Origin of the sequence: Streptomyces kurssanovii (assembly GCF_040677245.1) — a bacterium.
GTDB lineage: Bacteria > Actinomycetota > Actinomycetes > Streptomycetales > Streptomycetaceae > Streptomyces > Streptomyces kurssanovii.
In genome coordinates this window covers 48,690-72,345 of sequence record NZ_JBFAQK010000020.1, presented here as the reverse complement: position 1 = coordinate 72,345, position 23,656 = coordinate 48,690, and the positions used below count along the sequence as shown (strand labels likewise).

The following is a 23,656-nucleotide window of genomic DNA, read 5'->3' as shown; positions in this document are numbered from 1 at the left end:
CCTGATAGTTTACCGCTCACGTACTCGGGGAGGGGTAGACGCATGTCCAGCGCATCGAGCCGAACGGCCGTCGGGCTGCCACAGCTACGGCGCGCCCGCTTCGCGGTCGCCGCCGTCTTCTGCGTGCACGGCGCGGTCACCGGCAGCTTCGCGACCCGGATCCCCTGGATCCAGGACCACGCCGGGGTCAGTGCCGGTCAGCTGGGCCTCGCCCTGGCGTTCCCGGCGCTCGGGGCGTCCGTGGCCATGCCGCTGGCCGGAGCCGTCAGCCATCGCTTCGGCGCGCGCGCGGCGCTGCGCGGACTGCTGGCACTGTGGACGCTGAGCCTGGTCCTGCCGGCGTTCGCCCCGAACCTGCTCACCCTGTGCGCGGCACTGTTCGTCTACGGCGCCACCTCCGGCATGTCCGACGTGGCGATGAACGCCTTGGGCGTGGAGGTCGAGAACCGTCTCGACCGGTCGATCATGTCGGGCCTGCACGGCATGTGGAGCGCCGGTGCGCTGATCGGCTCCGCGGGCGGCACACTCGCCGCCCACCTCGGCAGTGACGCACGGCTGCACCACACCTTGGCCGCCCTGACGCTGACCGTGCTCGGGCTGATCGCCTGTCAGGGGGTGCTGGACCTGCGCAGTTCCGCCGACGAGGAGCCGCCGCCGCGTTTCGCCCTGCCGCCGAAGTCGGCGCTGATCATCGGCGCGGTCGGATTCTGCGCGGTGTTCGCGGAGGGAGCGAGCCTGGACTGGTCGGCCGTCTATCTGCGTGACGTGCTGGACACCTCGCCGGGACTGGCGGCCGCGTCGACCACGGCGTTCGCGCTGACGATGGCGGTGGCACGGCTCGCGGGCGACCGCATCGTCGACCGTTTCGGGCCCGTGCGGACCGTGCGGGTCGGCGGGGTGCTCGCGACGATCGGCGGGCTGCTGGTGGTCCTTGCCCCGCATCCGGCCCTGGCGATGTGCGGATTCGCGCTCATCGGCTTCGGCGTCGCCGTGGTCGTGCCGCTGGCCTTCGCCGCGGCCGGACGCAGCGGACCGAATCCGAGCCAGGCGATCGCCGGTGTCGCCACCATCACCTACACCTCGGGGCTGATCGCACCGTCGGCGATCGGCGCGGTGGCCGACGCGACGAGCCTGGTCGTCTCCTTCGGCCTGGTGACGGCGCTCGCCCTCGGTCTGGTCGCGGGTGCCGGTGTGCTGCGCTCGGCCGGGCGGGAGAGCGTGAAGGTCACTCAGCCGGCGCCAGCAGTGCACGACCCGCGGCTCTGAACCGTTCGCTCCAGGGGGCGGGCCGCATGGTGTCCGGGTCGAGCCTGACGAGGACCCGGGAGCCCTGTGCGTACGTCTCGGCGCCGTCCGCGGAGCAGAAACGGAAACCGTAGGTGAGGCCGGTGCGCCCGAGCCTTTCCAGCCACAGGTGAACGGCGTAGTCGCCGGTCCGGTCCACGGGGCGCTCGTAGCCGATGCGCAGTTCCCTGACGGCGTTGCAGGCGTCGCCGGCCGCTGCCCAGTCGCCCTCGAAGGCGAATCCGCGCTCCTGCCAGTACGTCACCCAGGCGCGCTCGACCATCAGCGGGTAGCGGGCGTTGTGGAGCAGCCCGAGCGCGTCGAGGTCGTCGAAGTGCACGACCGCGGGGACGAGCACGCCGTGCTCGGCGCCGGAGGCGGGCGGGGTGGCGGGGGTCGGAGGGGCTTGCGTGGTCACGGTCGGGGCTCCTGAGCAGTGCTGGCCGAAAACATCTCATCCTAAGCGCCCGCTCACAGCCGTCGGGACCGCCCGGAAGGGGCACTACCATTACGCCGATCGTTGACGACTACACGAAGTGGAGCGGCCCGTGAACCTCGGCGTGCGCTGGACCCTGCACGGCGACGGGCGGACACCCGCTCCCGGTGCCGTCGTACGACCCGACGAGCGGCTGTCCTGGCCGCGTACGGCGGGCCTCGGCGCCCAGCATGTGGTGGCGATGTTCGGGGCGAGCTTCGTCGCTCCGGTGCTGATGGGTCTGGACCCCAACCTCGCGATCATGATGTCCGGCGTCGCGACCGTGATATTCCTGCTGGCGACCCGCGGCAAGGTGCCCAGCTACCTGGGCTGCTCGCTCTCCTTCGTCGGTGTGGCCGCCACCATCCGGGCCTCCGGCGGCGACAGCGCCACCGTGACCGGCGCGGTGCTGGTCGTGGGCGCCGCGCTCTTCGTCGCCGGCCTGGCCGTGCAGCGCTTCGGCGCGCGGATCATCCACGCCGCGATGCCGCCGATCGTCACGGGCGCGGTCGTCATGCTCATCGGCTTCAACCTCGCCCCGGTGACCGCCTCGACGTACTGGCCGCAGGACCAGTGGACCGCGCTGCTGGTCATGCTCTTCACCGGTCTCGCCGTGGTGTGCCTGCGTGGCTTCTTCTCCCGTATCGCGATCTTCCTCGGCCTGATCTTCGGTTACGCCCTCTCCTGGGCGCTCGACCGGGTCTTCGGGAAGATCCACTCCCCCGCCGGCGGCGCGGAGGCCGTGGACCACTGGCGGCTCGACCTGTCCGGTGTCACCAAGGCCGACTGGATCGGCCTGCCGTCGTTCCACGCGCCCAGCTTCGAGTGGTCGGCGATCCTGGTCGCCCTGCCGGTCGTGATCGCGCTCATCGCGGAGAACGCGGGGCACGTCAAGGCCGTCGGTGAGATGACCGGCGAGCCCCTCGACGACAAGCTCGGCACCGCGATCGCCGCCGACGGTGCCGCCTCCATGCTGTCCACCGCCGTCGGCGGGCCCCCGAACACCACGTACTCCGAGAACATCGGCGTCATGGCCGCGACCCGCGTCTACTCCACGGCCGCCTACTGGGCCGCCGCGGGCTTCGCCCTGCTCTTCGGCCTGTGCCCCAAGTTCGGCGCGGTGGTCGCCGCGATCCCCGGAGGCGTCCTCGGCGGGATCACCGTGATCCTCTACGGCATGATCGGACTGCTCGGCGCACAGATCTGGATCAACGCCAAGGTGGATCTGCGCAATCCGCTGAACCTGGTGCCGGCCGCGGCGGGCATCATCATCGGCGTCGGCGGCGTCAGCCTGAAGATCACGGACACTTTCGAGCTCAGCGGCATCGCGCTCGGCACCATCGTGGTCATCACCGGCTACCACGTGCTGCGCGCCTTCGCCCCCGCCCACATGAAGGAGCGGATGAAGGACGAGGAGCCCCTGCTGGACTCCGGCACCTCTTCGTACGACGCCGTGTCCGAGGCACCCGCCGGGACCGCGGGCGACCCGGGGCCGGGCCGGACGACCGGCCGGTAGTCACTGCGGAAACGTCCCTCTTTCCGGGGAAGCCCCGGCCCGTCACCGTGCGGACGGGCCAGAGGCTGGGACCCTGGCCCCCATGGCGCAGACGGAACAGTTCGCGGTGCGGGCGGCCCACGGTCCTTCCCCGGTCGGGTCCGTGGTGGAGCGCATGCGCTCGCTGCGTTCCGCCCTGCCCCCGGGCGACGGGCTCGCGGTGTTCAACCGCGTCTACCTGGCGGTCACGGAGGAGTTCGGCCGGTACTCCGAGGCCGGGCACTTCAGCGACCGGCCGGCCGCGGACACGCTCGCCGTGCTCTTCGCCCGCCGCTATCTGGCAGCCGTGGACGACGCGGCCGAGGGCCGGCGGCCGCCCGCGTGCTGGCGGCCGTTGTTCCAGTACCGCCGCCATCCCGGCGTGCGGCCGCTGCAGTTCGCGCTCGCCGGGATCAACGCCCACATCGGGCACGACCTGGCCCTCGCCGTGGTGGACACCTGCCGTGCGCTCGGCAGTGAACCGGTCGACCTGGAAAGCGGGTTCGACCGTGTCGGCGACATCCTCGTGCAGTTGGAGGAGCACATCCGCGAGGATCTGATGCCCGGCCCCGACCTGCTCGAGATCGCCGATCCGCTGACCCATCTGGTCGGCGCGTGGAGCCTCGAACGGGCCCGCGACAGCGCCTGGTCGGCCGCCCGGCTGCTGTGGGGACTGCGGGACCTGCCCGACCTGGCCGAGGAGTTCACCGAGCGTCTGGACGCCGGTGTCGGCCTGGTCGGGCGCTGTCTGCTGACGCCCTGGCGCTGAGGCCGGGGGCTCAGTCCTCCGGCAGCTCGACCGGCGCGATCTCGTCGTAGAGGTCGCCCGGGCCCGGGTTGGACGGATCCGTCGTGCCGCCGAAGTGGGCCATCACGCCCCACACGGCGTTGAGCGCGGTCTGCACGGCGCCCTCGGCCCAGCCCGCCGTCCACGAGATGTCGTCGCCGGCCAGGAAGATGCCGCGCTTGTCCTCGGGCAGCCGGTCCTGCATGAAGTGGGTGAACAGCCGGCGCTGGTAGCGGTAGTGGCCGGGCAGGTTGGCCTTGAACGCGCCCATGAAGTACGGCTCGTTCTCCCACGACACGGTCACCGGGTTGCCGATGATGTGGCTGCGGATGTCGACGTTGGGGTAGATCTCGCCGAGCGACTTCAGCATGACCTCCATCCGCTCGTTCGCGGACAGCGGCAGCCACTTCAGGCTGTCGTCGCACCAGGTGTACGACAGGCAGATGACGGCCGGCTTGTCCGGGCCGTTGTCCAGCAGGTACGTGCCGCGGGTCATCCGGTCGGTCAGCGTCATCGACATGGTGTCGCGTCCGGTGACCTCGTCCTTGTCCAGCCAGAACGGCCGGTCCACCGGCACGAAGAGCTTGGAGGACTCCATGTAGTGGGTGCGCTCCATCGCCGTCCAGTGGTCGATGGGGAACAGCGCGTCGTCACAGGCGATCTTGGACAGCAGCATCCACGACTGGGCGGTGAAGATCGCCGCCCGGTACGTGCGGATGTCGCCGGCCGCGTCGGTGACCGTGATGCGGTTGCCGGCCGTGCGGGACAGCCGGGTCACCGCCGGACGGGGCGTGCCGTCGTGCAGCGAGGACAGCGAGGTGCCGAGCGGCCAGTGGACGATCTTCTGCGGCTCGCGCTCCCACAGGCGCAGCGGCAGCTGCTGGCTGCCCTCGACGATGCCGCGGTGGTGGTCGTCGGCCTCCGAGTAGACGACCCGCAGGATCTCCAGGATGGAGTTGGGGAAGTCGGTGTCCCAGCCGCCGGTGCCGAAGCCGACCTGCCCGAAGATCTCCCGGTGCCGGAAGGACTTGAAGGCCTCCGAGTCGCACAGGAAGCCGTAGAAGGTCTGGTTGTCGAGCTTCTCGACGAGCTTGGCCCAGATCTCGCGGATGCGCGGGACGTCGCGCTCACGCATGGCCTGGTTCATGTCGGAGAAGTCGGCGCCCTCCTCCAGGCAGGCGTTCCAGGCGTTCATCACGTCGCGGTAGACCTGCGGCAGGTCGTCGATCGTCTCCGCGTAGTGCGACTCGCCCTTGAGGTCGACGACGGTCGAGGGGGTGGAGGGGGCGAGCGGGTTGGGGAACGGCCGGGTGGTCAGGCCCACGAGGTCGATGTAGTGCTGCAGCGCGGTGGAGGAGGGCGGGAAGCGCATCGCGCCCATCTCGGCGGTCAGCTCGTCCGTGCCGGTGCCCTCGAAGCCGACGGTGCGCAGCCGGCCGCCGATCCGGTCGGCCTCGTAGACGACGGGCTTCAGGCCCATCTTCATCAGCTCGTACGCGGCGACGATTCCGGAGAGGCCGCCGCCGATGACCGCGACCTCGGCGCCGTGCTCGGTCGCCGGTATCTGGCCGAGGCCCGCGGGGTGCGCGAGGAAGTCGTCGTAGGCGTAGGGGAAGTCCGGACCGAACATGGTGATCGGCGGCTGCGCGTCGCTGTGCTGGACGGCGGTGGTGGGCACCGTGGACGTCATGGGGTACGGACTCCTTGCGGGGAAAGGCGAAGCGGTGGGGCGGTGGGGCGGGGGCGGCGTCAGGTCAGCGAGCCGTACAGGCCCGGCCGCCGGTCACGCAGGTACGGGTTGTTCTGGCGCGACGCGCTGAGCAGCTCGGGGTCGACCTCGCCGATGACGAGTTCCTCCCCGCGGCCGGCGCGGGTGCGCACCGTCCCGTCGGGGGCGGCGAGACAGCTGAGGCCGACGAACTCGAACTCGCCTTCCGGGCCGGTCCGGTTGACGTACGCGACGTACATCTGGCTCTCGAAGGCGCGGACCGGGACCAGTGATTCGGCGACGAACTGGAAGGGGTGCATCTGCGCGGTGGGGACCAGCAGCAGGTCGGTGCCGGCCAGGGCGTGGGCGCGGACGTTCTCGGGGAACTCCACGTCGTAGCAGATCAGCATGCCCACGCGGATGCCGTCGAGCTCGGCCTGGACGACGGTCTCCTCGCCCGGGGTGAACCATCGCTGCTCGTAGCAGCCGAAGAGGTGCGTCTTGCGGTAGTTCGCGAGGCGCCGCCCGGCCGCGTCGATCAGCTGGGCGGAGTTGTGGATCGTGCCCGTGTCGCCGACCGTGCCGCTGCCCTCGTCCGCCCGCTCGGGGTAGCCGTAGAGCACCGCGATGCCGTGGCGTACGGCGATGTCGGCGACGGCGAGCGCGCCGGGCCCGTCCGCGCGCTCGGCCAGCATGGGCACGTCGTCACCGATCGCGTATCCGGTGAGGAACATCTCGGGGCAGACGAGCAGTCCCGCACCGGCCTCGGCGGCCCGGCCCGCGGCCTCGTCGAGCACCTTCAGGTTCTCCGCGACCGAGCCCGGACGGCCGGAACTCTGGAGCAGGGCGGTGCGCAGGGGCATGGGTGACCTCGGGCATGGGACGGGTGAACGGGAGACGTCTATGACGGTACGGTCCGGCGATCGGCCGGGACAAGGCGCGAGCGTTGCGCGCGGACGGTCGATGTGTTGCGTCGTTCCGGCCCGAACCGGCGATTCGTTGCGCATCCGGTGGCCCGTACTACGGGACGCCCCGACAAGCCACCGTGCGTCGCGCTCCGGTCACCGCCGGGTGTCCCGGCCCGGCGCTCACCGGCGGGATCGCGCGGACGGGGCGGCCCCGGGAAGCCGGTGCCGCCCCAGCAAGCCGCGGGCGTTACGCGGGAGCGCCGGAGGAGAACCGCCGCAGCAGCGGGGAGAGCACCAGGACCGACTTGGTGCGCTCCACGAACGGCTCCCCCGCGATGCGCTCGAGCACCCGCTCGAAGTGGCGCATGTCGGAGGCGAAGACCTGGACGATCGCGTCCGCCTCACCGGTGACGGTGGAGGCGGACGCGATCTCCGGATAGCGCTTGAGGCCGCGCTCGATCGCCTCGGGAGAGGTGTTGCGGCTGCAGAAGATCTCGATGAACCCTTCGGTCGCCCAGCCGAGCGCCTTGGGGTCGACCCGCACGGTGAAACCGGTGATCGCGCCTTCCGCCCGCAGGCGGTCCACCCGTCGTTTCACCGCCGGGGCGGAGAGCCCCACCATCGAGCCGATGTCCGCGTAGGAGCGGCGGGCGTCCTCCGCCAGGGCATGGACGATGCGCTCGTCGAGGTCGTTCAGCAACTTTCACACCATGCTCGGTCCGTGCCGGGGAGCAGCGGCTCCCTGGTCAAGACAGTATCCATCAGGGATACGGGCGCGTGCCCCCGGCGCGGCCTCACCGCAGTGCGGACCTGCGCATGCCGTAGCCGAAGTAGACGGCCAGGCCCACCGCCATCCAGACGCCGAACACGATCCAGGTGATGGTGTCGAGGCTGAACATCATCCACACGCAGAACCCGAAGCCGATCACCGGGAAGAGCGGAGACAGCGGCACCCGGAAGGTCCGCTTCATGTCCGGGCGCGTCCGGCGCAGCACGACGACGGCCACGTTGACCAGCGCGAACGCGAAGAGGGTTCCGATGCTCGTGGCGTCGGCCAGCCGGCCCAGCGGCACCGCGGCGGCCAGCACGCCGCAGAACAGCGAGACGATCACCGTGTTGGCCCGGGGCGCGCCGCTCTTGGCGTGCACCCGGGAGAACACCTTGGGCACCAGGCCGTCGCGCGACATGGCGAACAGGATGCGGGTCTGCCCGTACAGCACCGTCAGAACGACGCTGGCGATGGCGATGACGGCGCCCGCGGCGAGCAGCACGGCCCAGAAGCTCTGCCCGGTGACGTCCTCCATGATCCCGGCGAGCGCGGCCTCGGACTCACCGAAGCCCTCCCAGGGGCGGGCGCCGACGGCGACGGCGGCGACCAGCACGTACAGCGCGGTGACGATCAGCAGCGACAGCATGATGGCGCGCGGCAGGTCACGCTGAGGGTTCTTGGCCTCCTCGCCGGCCGTGGAGGCGGCGTCGAAACCGATGTACGAGAAGAACAGCGACGCTCCGGCGGCGCTGACGCCCGCCATGCCCAGCGGCATGAAGTTCTCGTAGTTGCCGCTGCGGAATCCCTGGATCCCGACGGCGCAGAACAGCACGAGAGCCGCGATCTTCACCACGACCATGACGGTGTTGGCGCGGGCGCTCTCGCGGGCCCCGCCGAGCAGGAACACCATGGCGAGCAGCACGACGAGGAGGGCGGGCAGGTTGAAGAACCCGCCGTCACCGGGCGGCGCCGACAGGGCCTCCGGGATGGTGACGCCGATGGTGCCGGCGAGGAGTTCGTTGAGGTACTCGCCCCAGCCGACCGCCACGGCGGCGACGGAGACCCCGTACTCGAGGATGAGACACCAGCCGCAGACCCAGGCGACGAGCTCGCCCATGGTGGCGTAGGCGTACGAGTAGGACGATCCGGAGACCGGGATGGTGCCGGCCAGCTCCGCGTACGAGAGGGCCGAGAAGAGCGCGGTCAGACCGGCGATCACGAACGAGACGGTGACGGCGGGGCCCGCCTCGGGGACCGCCTCGCCGAGCACGACGAAGATGCCGGTGCCGAGCGTGGCACCGATGCTGATCATGGTCAGCTGCCACATGGACAGCGAGCGGCGCAGCGCACCGCCCTCGCCCTGCCCGCCCTCCGCGACCAGCCGCTCGACCGGCTTCCTTCTCATCAGCCGGGCGCCGGCTCCCCGGCTCTTTCCGTTCGACGGCTCGGTCGTCGGTGGCGCTGCGCCTTGGTCCAGCACGTCGTTGGCTCCTTCATCGCTGCGGCTCGGCGGGCGGCCCGACGGCGGCCCGCGGGCAGGCAGAAGAAGCCCGCGCATGGGTGGGGGAACCGCCGAGCAGACGGTCACCGCCACTCCTGGTACGGGGGTCGAGCCTACGAGTCCGCTGCTCACAGCCGTAATGCACCGTTGTTGCGCATCGGCGGACGATCATTGCGCGCTGACGGGAGCCACGGGGAAACATTGCGCTCCGGTGAAACAGGAGCGTCATGAGCGCCTCGGCCGGACCTCGGCCGGACCGCGCCGCGAACCGTGAGAAACCCCGGCCCTCCCGTCGTTGTGTGAGATACCGGTGCGCGGGGTTGATACTCGCGCGACTTCTGGGTAAGCGAGCGGTGATGAACGCACAGCCGCAGGTGGTGATCGAGGAATCGCCCCATCAGGAGAGCAGGCACAGCGCGGGCGCCCGCACGGCCACCGCGGAGTTCCTGCTGCAGCACTGCGCGTGGGCCGACGCCGACGCGGTGCTGCTGGTCGTCTCCGAGCTCGTCACCAACGCCGTGCGCCACACCGCCGGGTGGTGGCGGCTGCGTCTGACGGCCGGACACGACACCCTGGTCGTCCAGATGGACGACTCCAGCCCGCTGCCACCGGTCCCCCGGCAGCCGGACCTCGCGGGTGGCGGCGGCTTCGGATGGCACATGGTGCAGCGGCTGGCCGGCTGTGTGGAGGTCCGTCAACTCCCCTACGGCAAGAGCATCCTGGCGACATGGGCGCGCCCCGCCACCGCCCACTGCTGACCCTCTCTTCCCGTGCCCGCCGCCGACGACCGGGCCCGACGCCGACGCGCACGACGGACCGGACGCGCACAACGGGCCGGAAACGCCGGAAACAGACGCTCACGACGGGCCGGAAACAGAAACGGCGTCCTGGCGGGCAGGACGCCGTTTCTGCCCGTGGGGGGCTCCGGTCTTCGGGCGGGCCAGGGCTTCGAGGGTCAGGGCCCGGGCGCGATCCACGGCGGGCGGCCACGGCCGCCCGCCGGCGCCGCAGGGATCACTCCACGACGAGCAGCCCTTCACGCAGCCTTCCGGTGATCCGCGACAGCAGCCGGGAGACATGCATCTGGGAGACACCGAGCTCCGCGCCGATCTCCGACTGCGTCATCTCCTCGCCGAACCGCATCTGCAGGATGCGCCGGTCGCGCTCGTCGAGCTCCTCGATCAGCGGCTTGAGCGCCTGCACGTTCTCCGCGATCTCCAGCTCGGCGTCCGGTGCGCCCAGCCGGTCGGACAGCGGCACGGCCCCATGGTCGGAGGCGTCGTCCATCGGCATGTCGATCGAACCGGCCGTGTAGCCGTTGCTCGCGACCACACCCTCGATGATCTCTTCCTCGTCCATGCCGAGGTGTTCCGCGAGTTCGGCCGTGGTGGGTGTGTGGTCGAGCTTCTGCGAGAGCTCGTCGACGGCCTTGGCGAGGTCGATCCTCAGTTCCTGAAGCCGCCGCGGGACGTGCACGGCCCAGCTGGTGTCGCGGAAGAAGCGCTTGATCTCACCGATGATGTACGGGACGGCGAACGTCGCGAACTCCACCTCACGGCTCAGCTCGAAGCGGTCGATCGCCTTGATCAGGCCGATCGTGCCGACCTGGATGATGTCCTCCATCTGCTCCGCGCGGTTGCGGAACCGGCCCGCGGCGTACTTCACGAGGGCCAGGTTGAGCTCGATCAGGGTGTTGCGCACGTATTGGTATTCGTGGGTGCCCTCCTCGAGAGAGGCCAGCCTCACGAAGAACGTCTTCGAGATCTCACGTGCGTCCTTGGGTGCAACCTCCCCCGGGTTCTCCACTTCCGGAAGACCCAGCTCCAGGATTTCCGGGCGCTGCGCTTCAGGCTGCGTGAGTTCGGTCGGGACCGTGCTCGCCGTGGACACTTCGTCCTCCCCTGCTCCGATGTCAGTGCGAGAGCGCGCCTACCCGCGACGCCGTGCCGCATGCGTACAAAGTCGAGTTGGCCGAAAACTCGACAGGTCCGGCCCCCACGTCCTCGGGGGGCCGGACCATGTGACGACGGGTCAGTTCCAGCTGGCGTGCAGGGGCTTGCCCTCCGCGTAACCGGCGGCGCTCTGGATGCCGACGATCGCCTTCTCCGCGAACTCCTCCAGGGAGCCCGCACCGGCGTACGTGCACGAGGAGCGGACGCCCGCGATGATCGAGTCGATCAGGTCCTCCACGCCGGGACGGCTCGCGTCGAGGAACATCCGCGAGTGCGAGATCCCCTCTTCGAACAGGCCCTTACGGGCACGGTCGTACGCGGACTCCTCACTGGTGCGGTTGCGCACGGCGCGCTTCGACGCCATGCCGAAGGACTCCTTGTAGAACCGCCCGTCGGGGGCCTGCTGGAGGTCGCCCGGGGACTCGTACGTGCCGGCGAACCATGAGCCGATCATGACGTTGGACGCACCCGCGGCCAGCGCCATCGCCACGTCGCGGGGGTGGCGGACTCCGCCGTCCGCCCAGACGTGCTTGCCGAACTTCTTCGCCTCCGCGGCGCATTCCAGGACGGCCGAGAACTGCGGGCGGCCCACACCGGTCATCATGCGGGTGGTGCACATGGCGCCGGGGCCCACACCGACCTTGACGATGTCCGCGCCGGCCTCGATCAGGTCACGCACGCCTTCCGCCGCGACGACGTTGCCGGCGACGATCGGCACCTGCGGGTCGAGAGCGCGAACGGCCTTGACGGCACTGATCATCGACTCCTGGTGGCCGTGCGCGGTGTCGACGACGAGCGTGTCGACGCCCGCGTCGAGCAGCTGCTTGGCCTTGCCCGCCACATCTCCGTTGATACCGACGGCCGCGGCGATCCGCAGCCGGCCGGCCGCGTCGACGGCGGGGGTGTACAGCGTCGCACGCAGGGCGGCCTTGCGGGTCAGCACGCCGGCGAGCCTGCCGGAGCCGTCCACGGCGGGCGCGTAGCGCCGGTTGGCGCCGTCGAGGGTGTTGAACGCCTCGCGGGGGTCGATGTCCGCGTCGAGGAGCAGCAGGTCCTTCGACATGACCTCGGACAGCTGGGTGAACCGGTCGACCCCGGCCAGGTCGTGGTCGGTGACGATGCCGACGGGCCGGCGCTCCTCGTCAACGACGACGCCCGCGCCGTGCGCACGCTTCGGCAGCAGGGACAGGGCGTCGGCGACGGTCTGGTGCGGGACCAGCACGATCGGGGTGTCCAGCACATGGTGGCGGGTCTTCACCCAGGAGATGACGTCGGTGACGACGTCGATCGGGATGTCCTGGGGGATGACGACGAGTCCGCCGCGGCGGGCGACGGTCTCCGCCATCCGGCGGCCGGCGATGGCGGTCATGTTGGCCACGACCAGCGGCACCGTCGTGCCGGTCCCGTCCGGGGAGGAGAGGTCCACGCCCTGCCGCGAACCGACGGCCGAGCGGCTCGGCACCATGAACACATCGTCGTACGTCAGGTCGTACGGCGGCTTGATGTCGTTGAGGAAACGCACGTGCTTAACATCCCAGTCGATCGGAGTCGGCCCCCCGACGATGCGGCCGGAGGAAATCGCACGTACTTCATTCTCCCATGCCGGCACCCCTGAACGGCTCAGGACAATCGTCCAGGTCAGAGGGGGTGCCTTGGTGCGATCGCACCAAGCCGTCGGCGGCAGGCCCCGGGCCCGCTCAGTCGTCCGGGTCGGCGCGCTCCAGCGCCGGGCGCGGACCGGGCGCCGCGGTGAGCAGCAGGTCGGCCGCCGCCGTGTCCGTCACGAGGCTGGTGACCAGACCGGAACGGAGCACGGCCGCGATCGCCTCCGCCTTGCGGGGGCCGCCCGCGATCGCCACGACCTCGGGAATGCGGCGCAGCCGGTCGGCCTCGACCGTGATGCAGCGCTCTCCCAGGTCGCGGCCGACGCGGCGGCCCTGGGTGTCGAAGAGGTGGGCGGACATCTCGGCGGCCACACCGAGGGAGGCGTAGTGGGCGCGCTCCTCGTCGGAGAGCATGTCGTGCACGGTGGAGATGCCGGGCTCCCAGGAGCCGATGGAGACACAGGCGACGGTGACCTTGTCGAAGTAGTCGAAGGCCCGGGCGATGCCCGTCTGGTGGCGCAGTGCCGCCGCCGTCGCGGGGTCGGGCAGCAGCATCGGGGCGTAGATGGGGTGGGCCTCGCCGCCGGAGACCTGGGCCGCTCTTCGTACCGCCTCGACGGAGCCGCGCTCCGCGGTGCCCGCGTCGTACACGCCGGTGAGCTGGACGACCGTGCACGGGGGCAGCCGGTCGAGGGCCGCGGCCATGTGGATGGTGGACCGGCCCCAGGCCAGGCCCAGCACATCGCCCTCCGCCACGAGCTCGCCGAGCAGATCGGCGGCGACCTCGCCCAGGTTCTCCGGGTCGGGCGACTCGTCGGCGCCCTCCGAGGGCGACTCGACGACGACCGCGTGCCGCAGCCCGAAGTGGGCGCGCAGCGCGTCGGAGCGCTCGGCGTCCAGCTCGGCGGGGACGCGGATCTCGATGCGCACGAGATCACGTTCGAGAGCGGTCTCCAAAACCCTGGCGACCTTGAAGCGGCTGACGCCGAACTCCTCGGCGATCTGGATCTTGGACTTGCCCTCGAGGTAGAAGCGACGGGCCATGGCCGCCGCCTGCACAAGCTCAGCGGGCCCCATCCGCAGGGCAGACCGTCCCGCCGACCTAGCAGACACCGCGATCTCCTCACTGCTGTTCATGCCGTACAAACTTGCCGTTGTACACACTCCGGATCCGCCATCCTGTCAGATCCGTGCGCCCTTGATCAGCCCTGCCGGGCCAACACCGGTTGAACAAGCGCGGGCACGGTTCAGTGCCCGCACGCCCAGGCCGCGGAAGCCGTCACCGCCGCCGCCTGGTCACGAAGCTTCCGCACCGCCTCCGCCGGATCGTCCGCGCCGTAGACCGCGGAGCCCGCCACGAACACGTCGGCGCCCGCCTCCGCGCACTGCTCGATGGTCGACGCCGACACCCCGCCGTCGACCTGCAGCCACAGCTGGAGGCCGTGCTTGGAGATGAGCTCCCGGGTGCGGCGGATCTTCGGCAGCATGATGTCGAGGAACGCCTGACCGCCGAAGCCCGGCTCCACGGTCATGATGAGGAGCATGTCGAGCTCGGGAAGCAGATCCTCGTACGGCTCGATCGGCGTGGCCGGCCTGAGGGCCATCGAGGCCCGGGCGCCCTTCGCCCGGATCTCGCGGGCCAGCCGCACCGGCGCGGCGGCGGCCTCGACGTGGAAGGTGACGGACCCGGCCCCCGCCTCGATGTACTGAGGAGCCCACCGGTCGGGGTCCTCGATCATCAGGTGGCAGTCCAGCGGGGTGTCCGTCGCCTTCGCGAGCGACTCGACGACCGGCACGCCCAGGGTGAGGTTGGGCACGAAGTGGTTGTCCATCACGTCGACGTGGAGCCAGTCGGCACCCTCGACGGCCTTGGCCTCTTCCGCCAGGCGCGAGAAGTCCGCGGAGAGGATACTGGGGTTGATCTGAACGGCCATGCGCCAAGACTGCCATGTCCTCGGGCAGTTCCCCTCCCCGGGACGGCACTCGGTATGGACCAACGACACACCGGACCGGCCCAGCCCCCCGCAATTCCGGCGATTCGGTCCCCGAAGAGGCAGATACGGGAGCGTCATGGCGGAGGCTGAACACGACAGCGCGCCCTCAGGGGCGGCCGGCAAGGGAATCGCGCATCTCGTCTGCGGACGGCGCAGCAAGTGGATCGTGCTGGTCCTGTGGCTCGCGGTCATGGTGCTGGCCTTCCCCCTGGCGCAGAAGCTCACGGACGCGCAGGACAACGACGCCTCCTCCTGGCTGCCGGGCAGTGCCGAGTCCACCCAGGTCCTGACCGAGGCGGAGGACTTCCGGCCCGAGGTGATCCCCGCGATCGTCGTCTACGCGCGCGAGGACGGTCTCACCGCCGCCGACCGCGAGCGGATCGGCGCGGACGTCGCGGCCGTCAAGGAGCTGCGCGACCACGGCGTGCGCGGGGCCGAGACCCGCGGCCCGGTCTTCGACCGGCCGACGGATCCGCGGGCCGCCCAGGTCTTCGTACCGATCACCATGGACGAGGAGGGCTGGGAGCGGATCGCCCCGGCCGTCGACTCGATCCGCGCGGAGACGGGCACGGGGGGCGACGGCCTGTCGGTGCACGTCACCGGGCCCGGCGGCACCTCTGCCGACTTCTCCGAGGCTTTCGAGGGCATCGATTCGACGCTGCTGTTCTCGGCGATGACCGTCGTGATCGTGATGCTGCTGATCACCTACCGCAGCCCCACTCTGCTGCTGGTCCCGCTGTTCTCGGTGATCGCGGCCCTCGGCGCGGCTCAGGCCGTCATCTATCTGATGGCCGAGCATGCCGATCTGACGGTCAACGGCCAGAGCGCCGGCATCCTGACCGTTCTCGTGTTCGGCGCGGGCACCGACTACGCCCTGCTGCTGGTCGCCCGCTACCGGGAGGAGCTGCGCCGCCACGAGGACCGGCACGAGGCGATGGCGCTGGCCCTGCACCGGGCGGGGCCGGCGGTGCTCGCGAGCGGTGCGACGGTGGTCCTCGGCATGCTGGTGCTGATGGCCGCGGAGATGAACTCCACGCGCGGTCTCGGCCCCGTGGCCGCCATCGGCGTCGCCGTCGCCCTCGTCGCCATGCTGACGCTGTTCCCGGCGCTCCTGGTGATCTTCGGCCGCTGGATCTTCTGGCCGGTGGTCCCGCACCTGGGCTCCCCCGAGCCCACCGAGCGCGGCTTCTGGGCCCGTACCGGACGGTCGATCTCCCGTCGTCCACGAGCGGTGTGGGCCGGCACGGCGGTCGCTCTCGCGGTGTGCGCCCTGGGGCTCACGCAGTTGCGCGCGGAGGGCATCAGCAACGCCGACTCCTTCACCGGCAAGCCCGAGTCGATCACCGGCCAGGAGGTCCAGGCGAGGTACTTCCCCGCGGGCAGCGGCGATCCTCTGGTGGTCATCAGCAACGGGGGGCAGGCCCGTCAGGTGGGCGAGGCGGTGGCCGCCACACCCGGCGTGGTGCCCACGTCGCTCGGGCTGCCGCCCGGTACCGCACCCGTGCACGAGGGCCGTGTGCTCTTCGAGGCCACGCTGGAGGATCCCGCCGACAGCCAGGCCGCCAAGGACACCGTCGAGCAGGTCAGGGACGCCGTGCACGCCGTTCCGGACGCGGACGCGCAGGTGGGCGGCGGCACGGCGGCGCTGCTCGACATGGACGCCGCGACGACCCACGACAACATGCTGATCATCCCGCTGGTGCTGCTCGTGGTGCTGCTGATCCTGATGGTGCTGCTGAGATCCCTGGTCGCGCCCCTGCTGCTGATCGGCACGGTGGTGCTGTCGTTCGCCGCCGCGCTCGGGCTGAGCGCGCTCGCCTTCCGGTACCTCTTCGACTACGCGGGCGAGTCGACGGACTTCCCGCTGTTCGTCTTCGTGTTCCTGGTGGCGCTGGGCATCGACTACAACATCTTCCTCACGACCCGTATCCGCGAAGAGGCCCGTCGGCAGGGCACCGCGCCCGGCGTGGTCACGGGCCTCGCCGCGACGGGCGCGGTGATCACCTCGGCCGGTCTGGTCCTCGCGGGTACGTTCGCCGCCCTCGGGACCCTGCCCATGGTCGCCTTCGCCGAGATCGGCTTCGCGGTGGCCCTGGGCGTCCTGCTGGACACCTTCGTCGTCCGCTCCGTGCTGGTCACGTCGCTGTTCCTGGACGTGGGCCCGAAGGTGTGGTGGCCCCACAGGCTGTCCCGCGAGGAGGTCCGGCAGGCGGGGCCCCGGCCGTGAGCCGGCCGGGGAACCGCCGCGGAAGCTAGGCGGTGCGCCGCAGCAGGGCCAGGTACATCGCGTCCGTGCCGTGCAGATGCGGCCACAGCTGCACGTCCGGGCCGTCGCCGAGTGCCGGGACGCCGGGCATCAGCGGGCGGGCGTCCACCCACTCCGCCTCGACGGCGGGGCCGCCGCGGCCGCGCAGGACGTCCTCCACGACGACGCGTGTCTCGGCGAGATGCGGTGAACAGGTCGCGTACCCCACGACTCCGCCGACCCGCACGGCCTTCAGCGCCTCACGCAGCAGCTCCCGCTGGAGCGGGGCGAAACCCTCGAGGTCCGAGGGGCGGCGGCGCCAGCGGGCCTCCGGGCGGCGGCGCAGCGCGCCCAGTCCCGAGCACGGGACGTCGACGAGCACCCGGTCGAACACGCCCTCACGCCACGGCGGGCGCGTGCCGTCGGCCGCGATCACCTGGTACGGCCCCGGATTGCCGGCGAGTGCCCGCTCCACCAGCCGGGCGCGGTGCGGCTGCTTCTCAGCGGCCAGCAGGGACGCGCCACGGCCGGCCGCGAGCGCACCGAGGAGCGCCGCCTTGCCGCCGGGCCCCGCGCACCCGTCGAGCCAGCGCTCGTCGCTGCCTTCCAGCGGCGCGTCGGCGAGGGCGATCGCCACCAGCTGGCTGCCTTCGTCCTGGACGCCCGCGCGTCCGTCCCGCACGGCCTCGATGGCGCCCGGCTCGCCGCCCTCGGCCAGCCGGACGGCGTAGGGGGACCACCGGCCGGGCAGGACGGAGTCCTCGCCCAGCAGGTCCGTCAGTTCGCCGGTGGTCGAACGCCCCGGCCGCGCCACGAGCGTCACCTCGGGCCGCTCGTTGTCGGCCTCCAGCAGGTCCTCGATGCCGGCGCGGCCGCCGCCGAGCGAGTCCCACAGGGCGGAGACGACCCACCGGGGGTGCGAGTGCACGACCGCCAGATGGTCTTCCGCGTCCTCGTCGTAGGGCGGGGCGACCTTCTCCAGCCAGGCGCCCATGTCGTGCTGCGAGATCTTGCGGAGCACGGCGTTCACGAACTTCGCGCGCCCGTCGCCGAGCACCACCCTCGCCAGTTCCACGCTCGCGGAGACGGCCGCGTGCGTGGGGATACGCGTCCCCAGCAGCTGGTGCGCGCCGAGCGCGAGGACGTCCAGCACCGGCGGGTCGACCTCGCGCAGCGGCCGGTCGATGCAGGCCGCGATGATCGCGTCGTAGGTGCCCTGGCGGCGCAGCGTCCCGTACACGAGCTCCGTCGCGAGCGCCGCGTCCCGCCCGTCGAAGTCGTCCTTCTCGCGCGCCTTCTTCAGCAGCGGCGGCAGGACGAGGTTGGCGTACGCGTCCCTCTCGTCGACGGCCCGCAGCGCCTCGAAGGCGAGGATCCGCACGGGGTCCTTCTTGGGGCGGCGGTACGGCTTGGCGGGACGGTGACGGGACTGCTCACTCAAAAGGTGCTCCGCGTTCGATGAAACGTGATCCCTCTCAGCCTACGACCGGTGCGCCGACCCTCTCGCCAGGAGCGATCCGCACACCCCGCGCCCAGTCCGCCGCACGCATCGGCTTCTTGCCCTGCGGCTGGACCCACAGGAGCTCCACGGCATGGGATCCGGTGCCCACGTGCACATGGTTCTTGCCGGCGTCGAGCACGCCCGGTTCGAGGTCCTTGCGGTCGGGCAGCAGCCCGACCTGGATGAGCTTGAGACGCTCGCCGCGGAAGGCCGTCCACGCGCCCGGCGCGGGGGTGCAGCCCCGCACGACCCGGTCGACCCGCAGCGCGGGAGCGGTCCAGTCGACGTGGGCGTCCTCGACGGTGATCTTCGGGGCCAGCGTGACGCCGTCCGCGGGCTGCGGCACGGGCCGCAGGGTGCCGTCCTCGATGCCGTCCATCGTCGCCGCGAGCAGCCCCGCACCGGCGAAGGCCAGCCGCGTCAGCAGATCGCCGCTCGTGTCCGTGGGGCGCACCGGCTCCGTGATCACGCCGTAGACCGGTCCGGTGTCGAGCCCCTCCTCGATCCGGAACGTCGCCGCGCCGGTCATCTCGTCACCGGCGAGAATCGCGTGCTGCACCGGGGCGGCGCCGCGCCAGGCGGGCAGCAGCGAGAAGTGCAGGTTCACCCAGCCGTGGGCGGGCACATCGAGGGCCGCCTTGGGCAGCAGGGCTCCGTAGGCGACGACGGGACAGCAGTCGGGGCCGATCTCCCGAAGCCGCGCGAGGAACTCCTCGTCACGCGGCCTCGCCGGCTTGAGCACCTCGATCCCGGCGTCGGCGGCGCGCTGCGCGACCGGGCTTGCGACGAGCCGCCGCCCGCGGCCCGCGGGCGCGTCCGGCCGGGTGACGACTGCGGCGACCTCGTGCCGGTCGGAGGCGATCAGGGCGTCCAGGGCGGGGACGGCGACCTCGGGAGTACCTGCGAAGACGAGCTTCATCGGTGGCTGACTGCCTCTCAGACTGGGGCGTGCGGTGACGAGCAGCACACCAGTCTATGAGCCGTGGCAGCAGGGGGCGTACGGGAGCCCGCGCGCCCCGCGCACAGGCACATACGCCCCGAAGCGTGACCAGACCACCCACCGGCGCGTTGGTCAAGAGAGATTGACCGAAGCGGGCCGCCCCGGACGCGACCCGACCCCTTTTAACCGCCGGTTCGAGAGGCTTGTCAATGGCCGACCACGCAACCCACGACGCCCAAGCCCGGGCCAGCCTGCATCTGCTGGTGCGGGACATCGAGCGGGTCCGCCGGCAGGTGGACGCATTGCGCACGCTCACCGCCCAGCTGGGGAACGTCTACCGCCCCCGCCGCTCCGGCCCGTCCACGGGCTTCGTCGTCTACGGCAGGGCACCCGCCCCGACCGTCCGCCTCGCGCAGGAACTGCGGGACAGCGTCGAAACCCTCGTGACCGCGGCCGTGGACTTCGACCGCTCCCTCGGCTTCTCCTGGGACGCGGTCGGCTCCGCCCTCGGCGTCACCAAGCAGGCGGTGCACCGCCGTTACGGCTCGCGGCGGCAGGCTGCCGCGGCACAGGCGGAGGCGGAGGGCGCCGCGACGCGCACACTGCCGCCGCCGGGCCTGTCCGCCGTCCCGGCGGTGCCGGCGGCCCGCTCGATGCCGCCGCAGCCGAGCGAGACCCGCCCGAACGCCTTCCCGGGCCCCCGCAACGGCTGACGCCCCGGCCGGCCCCGGCCCGGAAGCCACGCCCCCCGATCCCCGGCACCCGGCCCCGGCACCCGCCCCGGGGCCGGGCCCCGGGGCGCGCGCCCGGGCCCGTGAGGGGCTGACGCCGGTCCCTCCCAGAGGATTTCGCGCCAAGGCCCCGCCAGAGCCGCCACGCCCCGCGGTCAGCCGATGTCCGGGGGGTCGATGCGGATGCGTACCTGGTCCTGGCCGCCCCGTGCCAGGCGCGCCGCCTGCGCCGACTTGAGCGCCGCGGCCAGCGCCGCTCCGCTGCCCGGCGGCACCCGTAGCAGCGCCCGGGCCCCCGCGGCCGCGTCGGGTCGGCGGGCGCCGGGGCGTTCCGGGACCGGCAGTGGGACGGGCCCGAGGATCTCCGCGTCCGCGGGCAGTTCCACGTCGGCGAGGAACGCCGTCACGGCCGGCGCCGCTCCGACGACCTCCGCCATCCGCGACACCGGCGGAAAGCCGAGCTCGGCCCGTTCCGCGAGTTCGCGCAGGGCGTGCCCGACCGGGTCCCAGCGGACGAGGGCCTGCACGGGCCGCAGGGTCGGTTCCGCGACGACGACCACCACTCCGCCTTCCGACCGGGGTCGCACGAGCGCGGCCGCGGCGATCCAGCGGCGCAGCGCTTCCTCGCCTGCGCGCAGGTCGGGCCGGCCGAGCATGGCCCAGCCGTCGAGGAGCGCCGCGGCCGCGTATCCGCCGTCGGCGACGGGCTCCGCGCCGGGCGTGGAGACGACGAGGGCGGGGCGCGCCGGGACGCTGTCGAGAATGTGGTCGCGTCCGGAGGTGCGGACCGGCACGGCCGGGAACGCGCGGCCGAGTTCCTCGGCGGTGCGCCGCGCGCCGACGATCTGGGCCCGCAGCCGGGTGGCCCCGCAGGCGCCGCAGTGCCATTCGGACTCCGCGCGCCCGCACCAGCCGCACCGCAGGTCGCGTTCGTCGGGCGCTTCGAGGGGTCCGGCGCAGTGGCGGCAGCGGGCAGGGGTGCGGCAGCGCTCGCAGGCGAGCCGCGGCACATAGCCGCGCCTCGGGACCTGGACGAGGACGGGCCCGTCGGCGAGTCCGTCCCTGACCGCCTGCCAGGCGATGCTGGGCAGACGTGCCGCGCGGGCGGCCTCGTCCCGTGCCAGGTCGTGGTCGCCGACCGTCCGTACCACGGGGGCGACGGCCCGGATCCGGGCCCGGTCGGCGACGAGGGGCGCCGCCCAGCCGCTCTCGACGAGTTGGGCGGCTTCGACGGTGCAGCTGGTACTGCCGAGCAGGAATCCGCACCGGTCGTGGGTGGCCCGCAGCTCGAGGACTTCGCGGACGTGTGGGAAGGGGGCGCGGTCGTCGCTGTGGCTGGAGTCGCCGTCGTCCCAGACGACGACGAGCCCGAGGTTCTGCACGGGGGCGAACATGGCGGCCCGGGTGCCGACGGCCACGCGGACGGAGCCGCGGCGCACGGCGAGCCATTGCCGGTACCGCTTCTCAGGTCCGGATTCGGCGGTCAGCAGCGCGTGGCGCCCTTCACCGAGCAGGGCGGTGAGCGCGCTGTCCACGCGGGCGGCGCGCCGGCCGTCGGGGACGACGACGAGGGCGCCCCGCCCGGACGCGAGGGTCGCGGCGACGGCGCGGGCGAGTTCGTCGGGCCAGTGCGGCCCGGGCAGCGCGGTCCACACGGCGCGTGGCGATCCGCCGGCCGCGAGGGATTCGATGAAGGCCGGGCCCCGCACGTACCGCTGCCAGGTGGCGGGAGCAGGCGCGGGGGGCGGCGGCAGCGGCTCCGGAGAGGGGGCGGCCTCCGCCCGGCCGTTCCGCGGGGGTACGGCGAGCTGGAGCACGTCGGCGAGGCTGCCCGCGTAACGGTCGGCGACGGCGCGGGCGAGGCCGAGGATCTCGGGGCTGAGGACCGGCTCGGGCGAGACGACGTAGGCGAGTGCGGCGAGCGCCCCCTGGTAGTCGGATTCGGCGCGCCGCTCGATGAGGAAGCCGTCGATCAGGCCGCCGCCTTCGCGGCGTCCGCCGCGGACGCGGTGCGCCCCGGCGCCGAAGCGCACCCGCACCCGCACTCCGGGCCTGGCGTCGGCGTCGAGCTCCTCGGGGACGGCGTAGTCGAAGAACTGGTCGAGGTGGAGGGCGCCCTTGTTGACCATGACCCGGGCGACGGGGAGGTCCTTGGCGAGCGCGGCTCCGCGCCAGGTGCGCGGTTTCGCCTTGGGGACCTTGGCCTTGCGGACGCTCTCGCGGATCAGCGCAAGCTGCTCGGGCCCGTCACCGACGGGCTCGGAAGGCTGCTTGTCCTCGCTGCTCACAGCCAAATCCTGCCAGAGACCACTGACAGCGCCGCGCGCCCGGCACCTGTCCGGAACCTGTCCACGCGACGCACGAGAGGGGCCCCGGACCGAGAACGGTCCGGGGCCCTTCGTGGAGCCGTGTACGGCCCTTCGGCGAGCCGGGTGCGCGGTGGGTTACAGACCCGCCGCCGTGCGCAGCGCGTCCACGCGGTCCGTGCGCTCCCAGGTGAAGTCGGGCAGCTCGCGGCCGAAGTGGCCGTACGCCGCGGTCTGGGCGTAGATCGGGCGCAGCAGGTCGAGGTCGCGGATGATCGCGGCCGGCCGGAGGTCGAAGACCGCGCCGATGGCCTGCTCGATCTTCTCGACGTCGACCGTCGCGGTGCCGAACGTCTCGACGAACAGGCCCACGGGCTCGGCCTTGCCGATGGCGTACGCGACCTGGACCTCGCAGCGGGCGGCGAGGCCCGCGGCGACGACGTTCTTGGCGACCCAGCGCATGGCGTACGCGGCGGAGCGGTCGACCTTGGACGGGTCCTTGCCGGAGAAGGCACCGCCGCCGTGGCGGGCCATGCCGCCGTACGTGTCGATGATGATCTTGCGGCCGGTCAGTCCGGCGTCGCCCATCGGGCCGCCGATCTCGAAGCGGCCGGTCGGGTTCACCAGGAGGCGGTAGCCGTCGGTGTCGAGCTTGATGCCGTCCTCGACGAGCTGCTTCAGGACGTGCTCGACGACGAACTCACGGATGTCCGGCGCGAGCAGGGAGTCCAGATCGATGTCGGACGCGTGCTGCGAGGAGACCACCACGGTGTCGAGGCGGACGGCCTTGTCGCCGTCGTACTCGATGGTGACCTGGGTCTTCCCGTCCGGGCGCAGGTAGGGGATGGTGCCGTTCTTGCGGACCTCGGACAGTCGGCGGGAGAGCCGGTGCGCCAGGTGGATCGGCAGCGGCATCAGCTCGGGCGTCTCGTCGCAGGCGTAGCCGAACATCAGGCCCTGGTCGCCGGCGCCCTGCTTGTCGAGCTCGTCCTCGTCGCCCTCGACGCGCTTCTCGTACGCGGTGTCGACACCCTGCGCGATGTCCGGGGACTGTGCGCCGATGGAGACCGAGACGCCGCAGGACGCCCCGTCGAAGCCCTTCTTCGAGGAGTCGTAGCCGATCTCCAGGATCTTGCTGCGCACGAGCGTGGGGATGTCGGCGTAAGCCTTGGTGGTCACTTCACCGGCGACGTGCACGAGGCCGGTGGTGATCAAGGTCTCCACGGCTACCCGGGAAGTGGGGTCCTCCCGCAGGAGGGCGTCGAGAATCGTGTCGCTGATCTGGTCGGCGATCTTGTCGGGGTGACCCTCGGTCACGGACTCCGAGGTGAAGAGACGGCGGGACACATCGCTCCCTGGGGTTGCAGCGGCTGCTGGCTGATCATTGACGGACCGGCAGGGGGCTGCGCCCCGCGAC

The 23,656-nt window shown here is 71.9% G+C and carries 19 protein-coding genes; 6 read left to right on the top strand and 13 right to left on the bottom strand.

Annotation, left to right across the window (positions count from 1 at the left end):
- The first annotated feature begins 42 nt into the window (after window positions 1-42).
- A complete protein-coding gene (locus tag AB0K36_RS16860) occupies window positions 43-1,266 on the top strand; it encodes an MFS transporter (protein WP_364594365.1) in 1,224 nt (407 codons plus the stop codon).
- Here the strand turns inward: AB0K36_RS16860 and AB0K36_RS16855 are convergent.
- Window positions 1,226-1,702 carry an acyl-CoA thioesterase gene (locus AB0K36_RS16855; RefSeq protein WP_364594362.1) on the bottom strand — a complete coding sequence of 159 codons (477 nt, stop codon included), beginning with the start codon at window positions 1,700-1,702 and terminating at the stop codon, window positions 1,226-1,228. The two genes, AB0K36_RS16860 and AB0K36_RS16855, sit on opposite strands and share 41 nt — an antisense overlap.
- Window positions 1,703-1,832: 130 nt before the next feature.
- On the opposite strand from AB0K36_RS16855, the gene AB0K36_RS16850 reads away from it, so the two are divergent.
- Together AB0K36_RS16850 and AB0K36_RS16845 are read left to right on the top strand one after the other, a co-directional pair.
- Window positions 1,833-3,275, top strand: coding sequence for a uracil-xanthine permease family protein (locus AB0K36_RS16850; RefSeq protein WP_364594359.1), 1,443 nt, complete (start codon window positions 1,833-1,835; stop codon window positions 3,273-3,275).
- 82 nt (window positions 3,276-3,357) lie between these two features.
- Window positions 3,358-4,062, top strand: a complete 705-nt coding sequence (locus AB0K36_RS16845) for a DUF5995 family protein (protein WP_364594356.1) — start codon at window positions 3,358-3,360, stop codon at window positions 4,060-4,062.
- Window positions 4,063-4,072: 10 nt separating this feature from the next.
- Here AB0K36_RS16845 and AB0K36_RS16840 read toward each other — a convergent pair whose 3' ends face one another.
- The 4 genes from AB0K36_RS16840 to AB0K36_RS16825 form a co-directional block, all read right to left on the bottom strand.
- Entirely contained in the window at window positions 4,073-5,770 is a 1,698-nt protein-coding gene (locus AB0K36_RS16840; protein ID WP_364594353.1) for a flavin monoamine oxidase family protein, read from the bottom strand.
- Window positions 5,771-5,829: 59 nt separating this feature from the next.
- Window positions 5,830-6,651, bottom strand: coding sequence for a carbon-nitrogen hydrolase family protein (locus tag AB0K36_RS16835; protein ID WP_364594350.1), 822 nt, complete (start codon window positions 6,649-6,651; stop codon window positions 5,830-5,832).
- A gap of 292 nt (window positions 6,652-6,943) precedes the next feature.
- Window positions 6,944-7,396, bottom strand: coding sequence for an Lrp/AsnC family transcriptional regulator (locus AB0K36_RS16830; protein WP_005319952.1), 453 nt, complete (start codon window positions 7,394-7,396; stop codon window positions 6,944-6,946).
- Window positions 7,397-7,490: 94 nt separating this feature from the next.
- Window positions 7,491-8,945 carry an amino acid permease gene (locus tag AB0K36_RS16825; protein WP_364594347.1) on the bottom strand — a complete coding sequence of 485 codons (1,455 nt, stop codon included), beginning with the start codon at window positions 8,943-8,945 and terminating at the stop codon, window positions 7,491-7,493.
- Window positions 8,946-9,322: 377 nt separating this feature from the next.
- Between AB0K36_RS16825 and AB0K36_RS16820 the strand changes: the two genes are divergently transcribed.
- Window positions 9,323-9,724, top strand: coding sequence for an ATP-binding protein (locus tag AB0K36_RS16820; RefSeq protein ID WP_364594344.1), 402 nt, complete (start codon window positions 9,323-9,325; stop codon window positions 9,722-9,724).
- 256 nt (window positions 9,725-9,980) lie between these two features.
- Here the strand turns inward: AB0K36_RS16820 and AB0K36_RS16815 are convergent, their stop codons facing one another.
- The 4 genes from AB0K36_RS16815 to rpe form a co-directional block, all read right to left on the bottom strand.
- Window positions 9,981-10,856, bottom strand: a complete 876-nt coding sequence (locus AB0K36_RS16815) for an RNA polymerase sigma factor SigF (protein ID WP_435877875.1) — start codon at window positions 10,854-10,856, stop codon at window positions 9,981-9,983.
- Window positions 10,857-10,997: 141 nt separating this feature from the next.
- Window positions 10,998-12,440, bottom strand: a complete 1,443-nt coding sequence (locus AB0K36_RS16810) for a GuaB1 family IMP dehydrogenase-related protein (RefSeq protein WP_364594341.1) — start codon at window positions 12,438-12,440, stop codon at window positions 10,998-11,000.
- Between the two features lie 175 nt (window positions 12,441-12,615).
- On the bottom strand, window positions 12,616-13,659 hold the full coding sequence (locus tag AB0K36_RS16805; protein WP_364594338.1) for a sugar-binding transcriptional regulator: 1,044 nt from the start codon (window positions 13,657-13,659) through the stop codon (window positions 12,616-12,618).
- A 110-nt stretch (window positions 13,660-13,769) separates the two neighbouring features.
- A complete protein-coding gene (gene rpe / locus AB0K36_RS16800; protein WP_364594335.1) occupies window positions 13,770-14,456 on the bottom strand; it encodes a ribulose-phosphate 3-epimerase in 687 nt (228 codons plus the stop codon).
- Window positions 14,457-14,592: 136 nt separating this feature from the next.
- On the opposite strand from rpe, the gene AB0K36_RS16795 reads away from it, so the two are divergent.
- On the top strand, window positions 14,593-16,743 hold the full coding sequence (locus tag AB0K36_RS16795) for an MMPL family transporter (RefSeq protein WP_364594332.1): 2,151 nt from the start codon (window positions 14,593-14,595) through the stop codon (window positions 16,741-16,743).
- Between the two features lie 25 nt (window positions 16,744-16,768).
- Here AB0K36_RS16795 and AB0K36_RS16790 read toward each other — a convergent pair whose 3' ends face one another.
- Together AB0K36_RS16790 and fmt are read right to left on the bottom strand one after the other, a co-directional pair.
- Window positions 16,769-18,202, bottom strand: coding sequence for an RsmB/NOP family class I SAM-dependent RNA methyltransferase (locus AB0K36_RS16790; RefSeq protein WP_364594329.1), 1,434 nt, complete (start codon window positions 18,200-18,202; stop codon window positions 16,769-16,771).
- A 34-nt stretch (window positions 18,203-18,236) separates the two neighbouring features.
- A complete protein-coding gene (fmt, locus tag AB0K36_RS16785) occupies window positions 18,237-19,181 on the bottom strand; it encodes a methionyl-tRNA formyltransferase (RefSeq protein ID WP_189473631.1) in 945 nt (314 codons plus the stop codon).
- Window positions 19,182-19,411: 230 nt separating this feature from the next.
- On the opposite strand from fmt, the gene AB0K36_RS16780 reads away from it, so the two are divergent.
- Window positions 19,412-19,915 carry a hypothetical protein gene (locus tag AB0K36_RS16780; RefSeq protein ID WP_364594326.1) on the top strand — a complete coding sequence of 168 codons (504 nt, stop codon included), beginning with the start codon at window positions 19,412-19,414 and terminating at the stop codon, window positions 19,913-19,915.
- 173 nt (window positions 19,916-20,088) lie between these two features.
- On the opposite strand, the gene AB0K36_RS16775 is transcribed toward AB0K36_RS16780, so the two are convergent.
- Entirely contained in the window at window positions 20,089-22,221 is a 2,133-nt protein-coding gene (locus AB0K36_RS16775; protein ID WP_364594323.1) for a primosomal protein N', read from the bottom strand.
- A gap of 156 nt (window positions 22,222-22,377) precedes the next feature.
- Entirely contained in the window at window positions 22,378-23,586 is a 1,209-nt protein-coding gene (gene metK / locus AB0K36_RS16770; RefSeq protein WP_364594320.1) for a methionine adenosyltransferase, read from the bottom strand.
- Window positions 23,587-23,656 lie beyond the last annotated feature (70 nt).

Excerpts from the sequence above, each read along its gene's own strand:
- AB0K36_RS16840 (WP_364594353.1), bottom strand. The coding sequence starts at position 5,770 with ATGACGTCCACGGTGCCCACCACCGCCGTCCAGCACAGCGACGCGCAG.
- rpe (WP_364594335.1), bottom strand. The coding sequence starts at position 14,456 with ATGGCCGTTCAGATCAACCCCAGTATCCTCTCCGCGGACTTCTCGCGC.
- AB0K36_RS16820 (WP_364594344.1), top strand. The coding sequence starts at position 9,323 with ATGAACGCACAGCCGCAGGTGGTGATCGAGGAATCGCCCCATCAGGAG.
- fmt (WP_189473631.1), bottom strand. The coding sequence starts at position 19,181 with ATGAAGCTCGTCTTCGCAGGTACTCCCGAGGTCGCCGTCCCCGCCCTG.
- AB0K36_RS16795 (WP_364594332.1), top strand. The coding sequence starts at position 14,593 with ATGGCGGAGGCTGAACACGACAGCGCGCCCTCAGGGGCGGCCGGCAAG.
- AB0K36_RS16860 (WP_364594365.1), top strand. The coding sequence starts at position 43 with ATGTCCAGCGCATCGAGCCGAACGGCCGTCGGGCTGCCACAGCTACGG.
- AB0K36_RS16845 (WP_364594356.1), top strand. The coding sequence starts at position 3,358 with ATGGCGCAGACGGAACAGTTCGCGGTGCGGGCGGCCCACGGTCCTTCC.
- AB0K36_RS16835 (WP_364594350.1), bottom strand. The coding sequence starts at position 6,651 with ATGCCCCTGCGCACCGCCCTGCTCCAGAGTTCCGGCCGTCCGGGCTCG.
- AB0K36_RS16780 (WP_364594326.1), top strand. The coding sequence starts at position 19,412 with ATGGCCGACCACGCAACCCACGACGCCCAAGCCCGGGCCAGCCTGCAT.
- AB0K36_RS16805 (WP_364594338.1), bottom strand. The coding sequence starts at position 13,659 with ATGAACAGCAGTGAGGAGATCGCGGTGTCTGCTAGGTCGGCGGGACGG.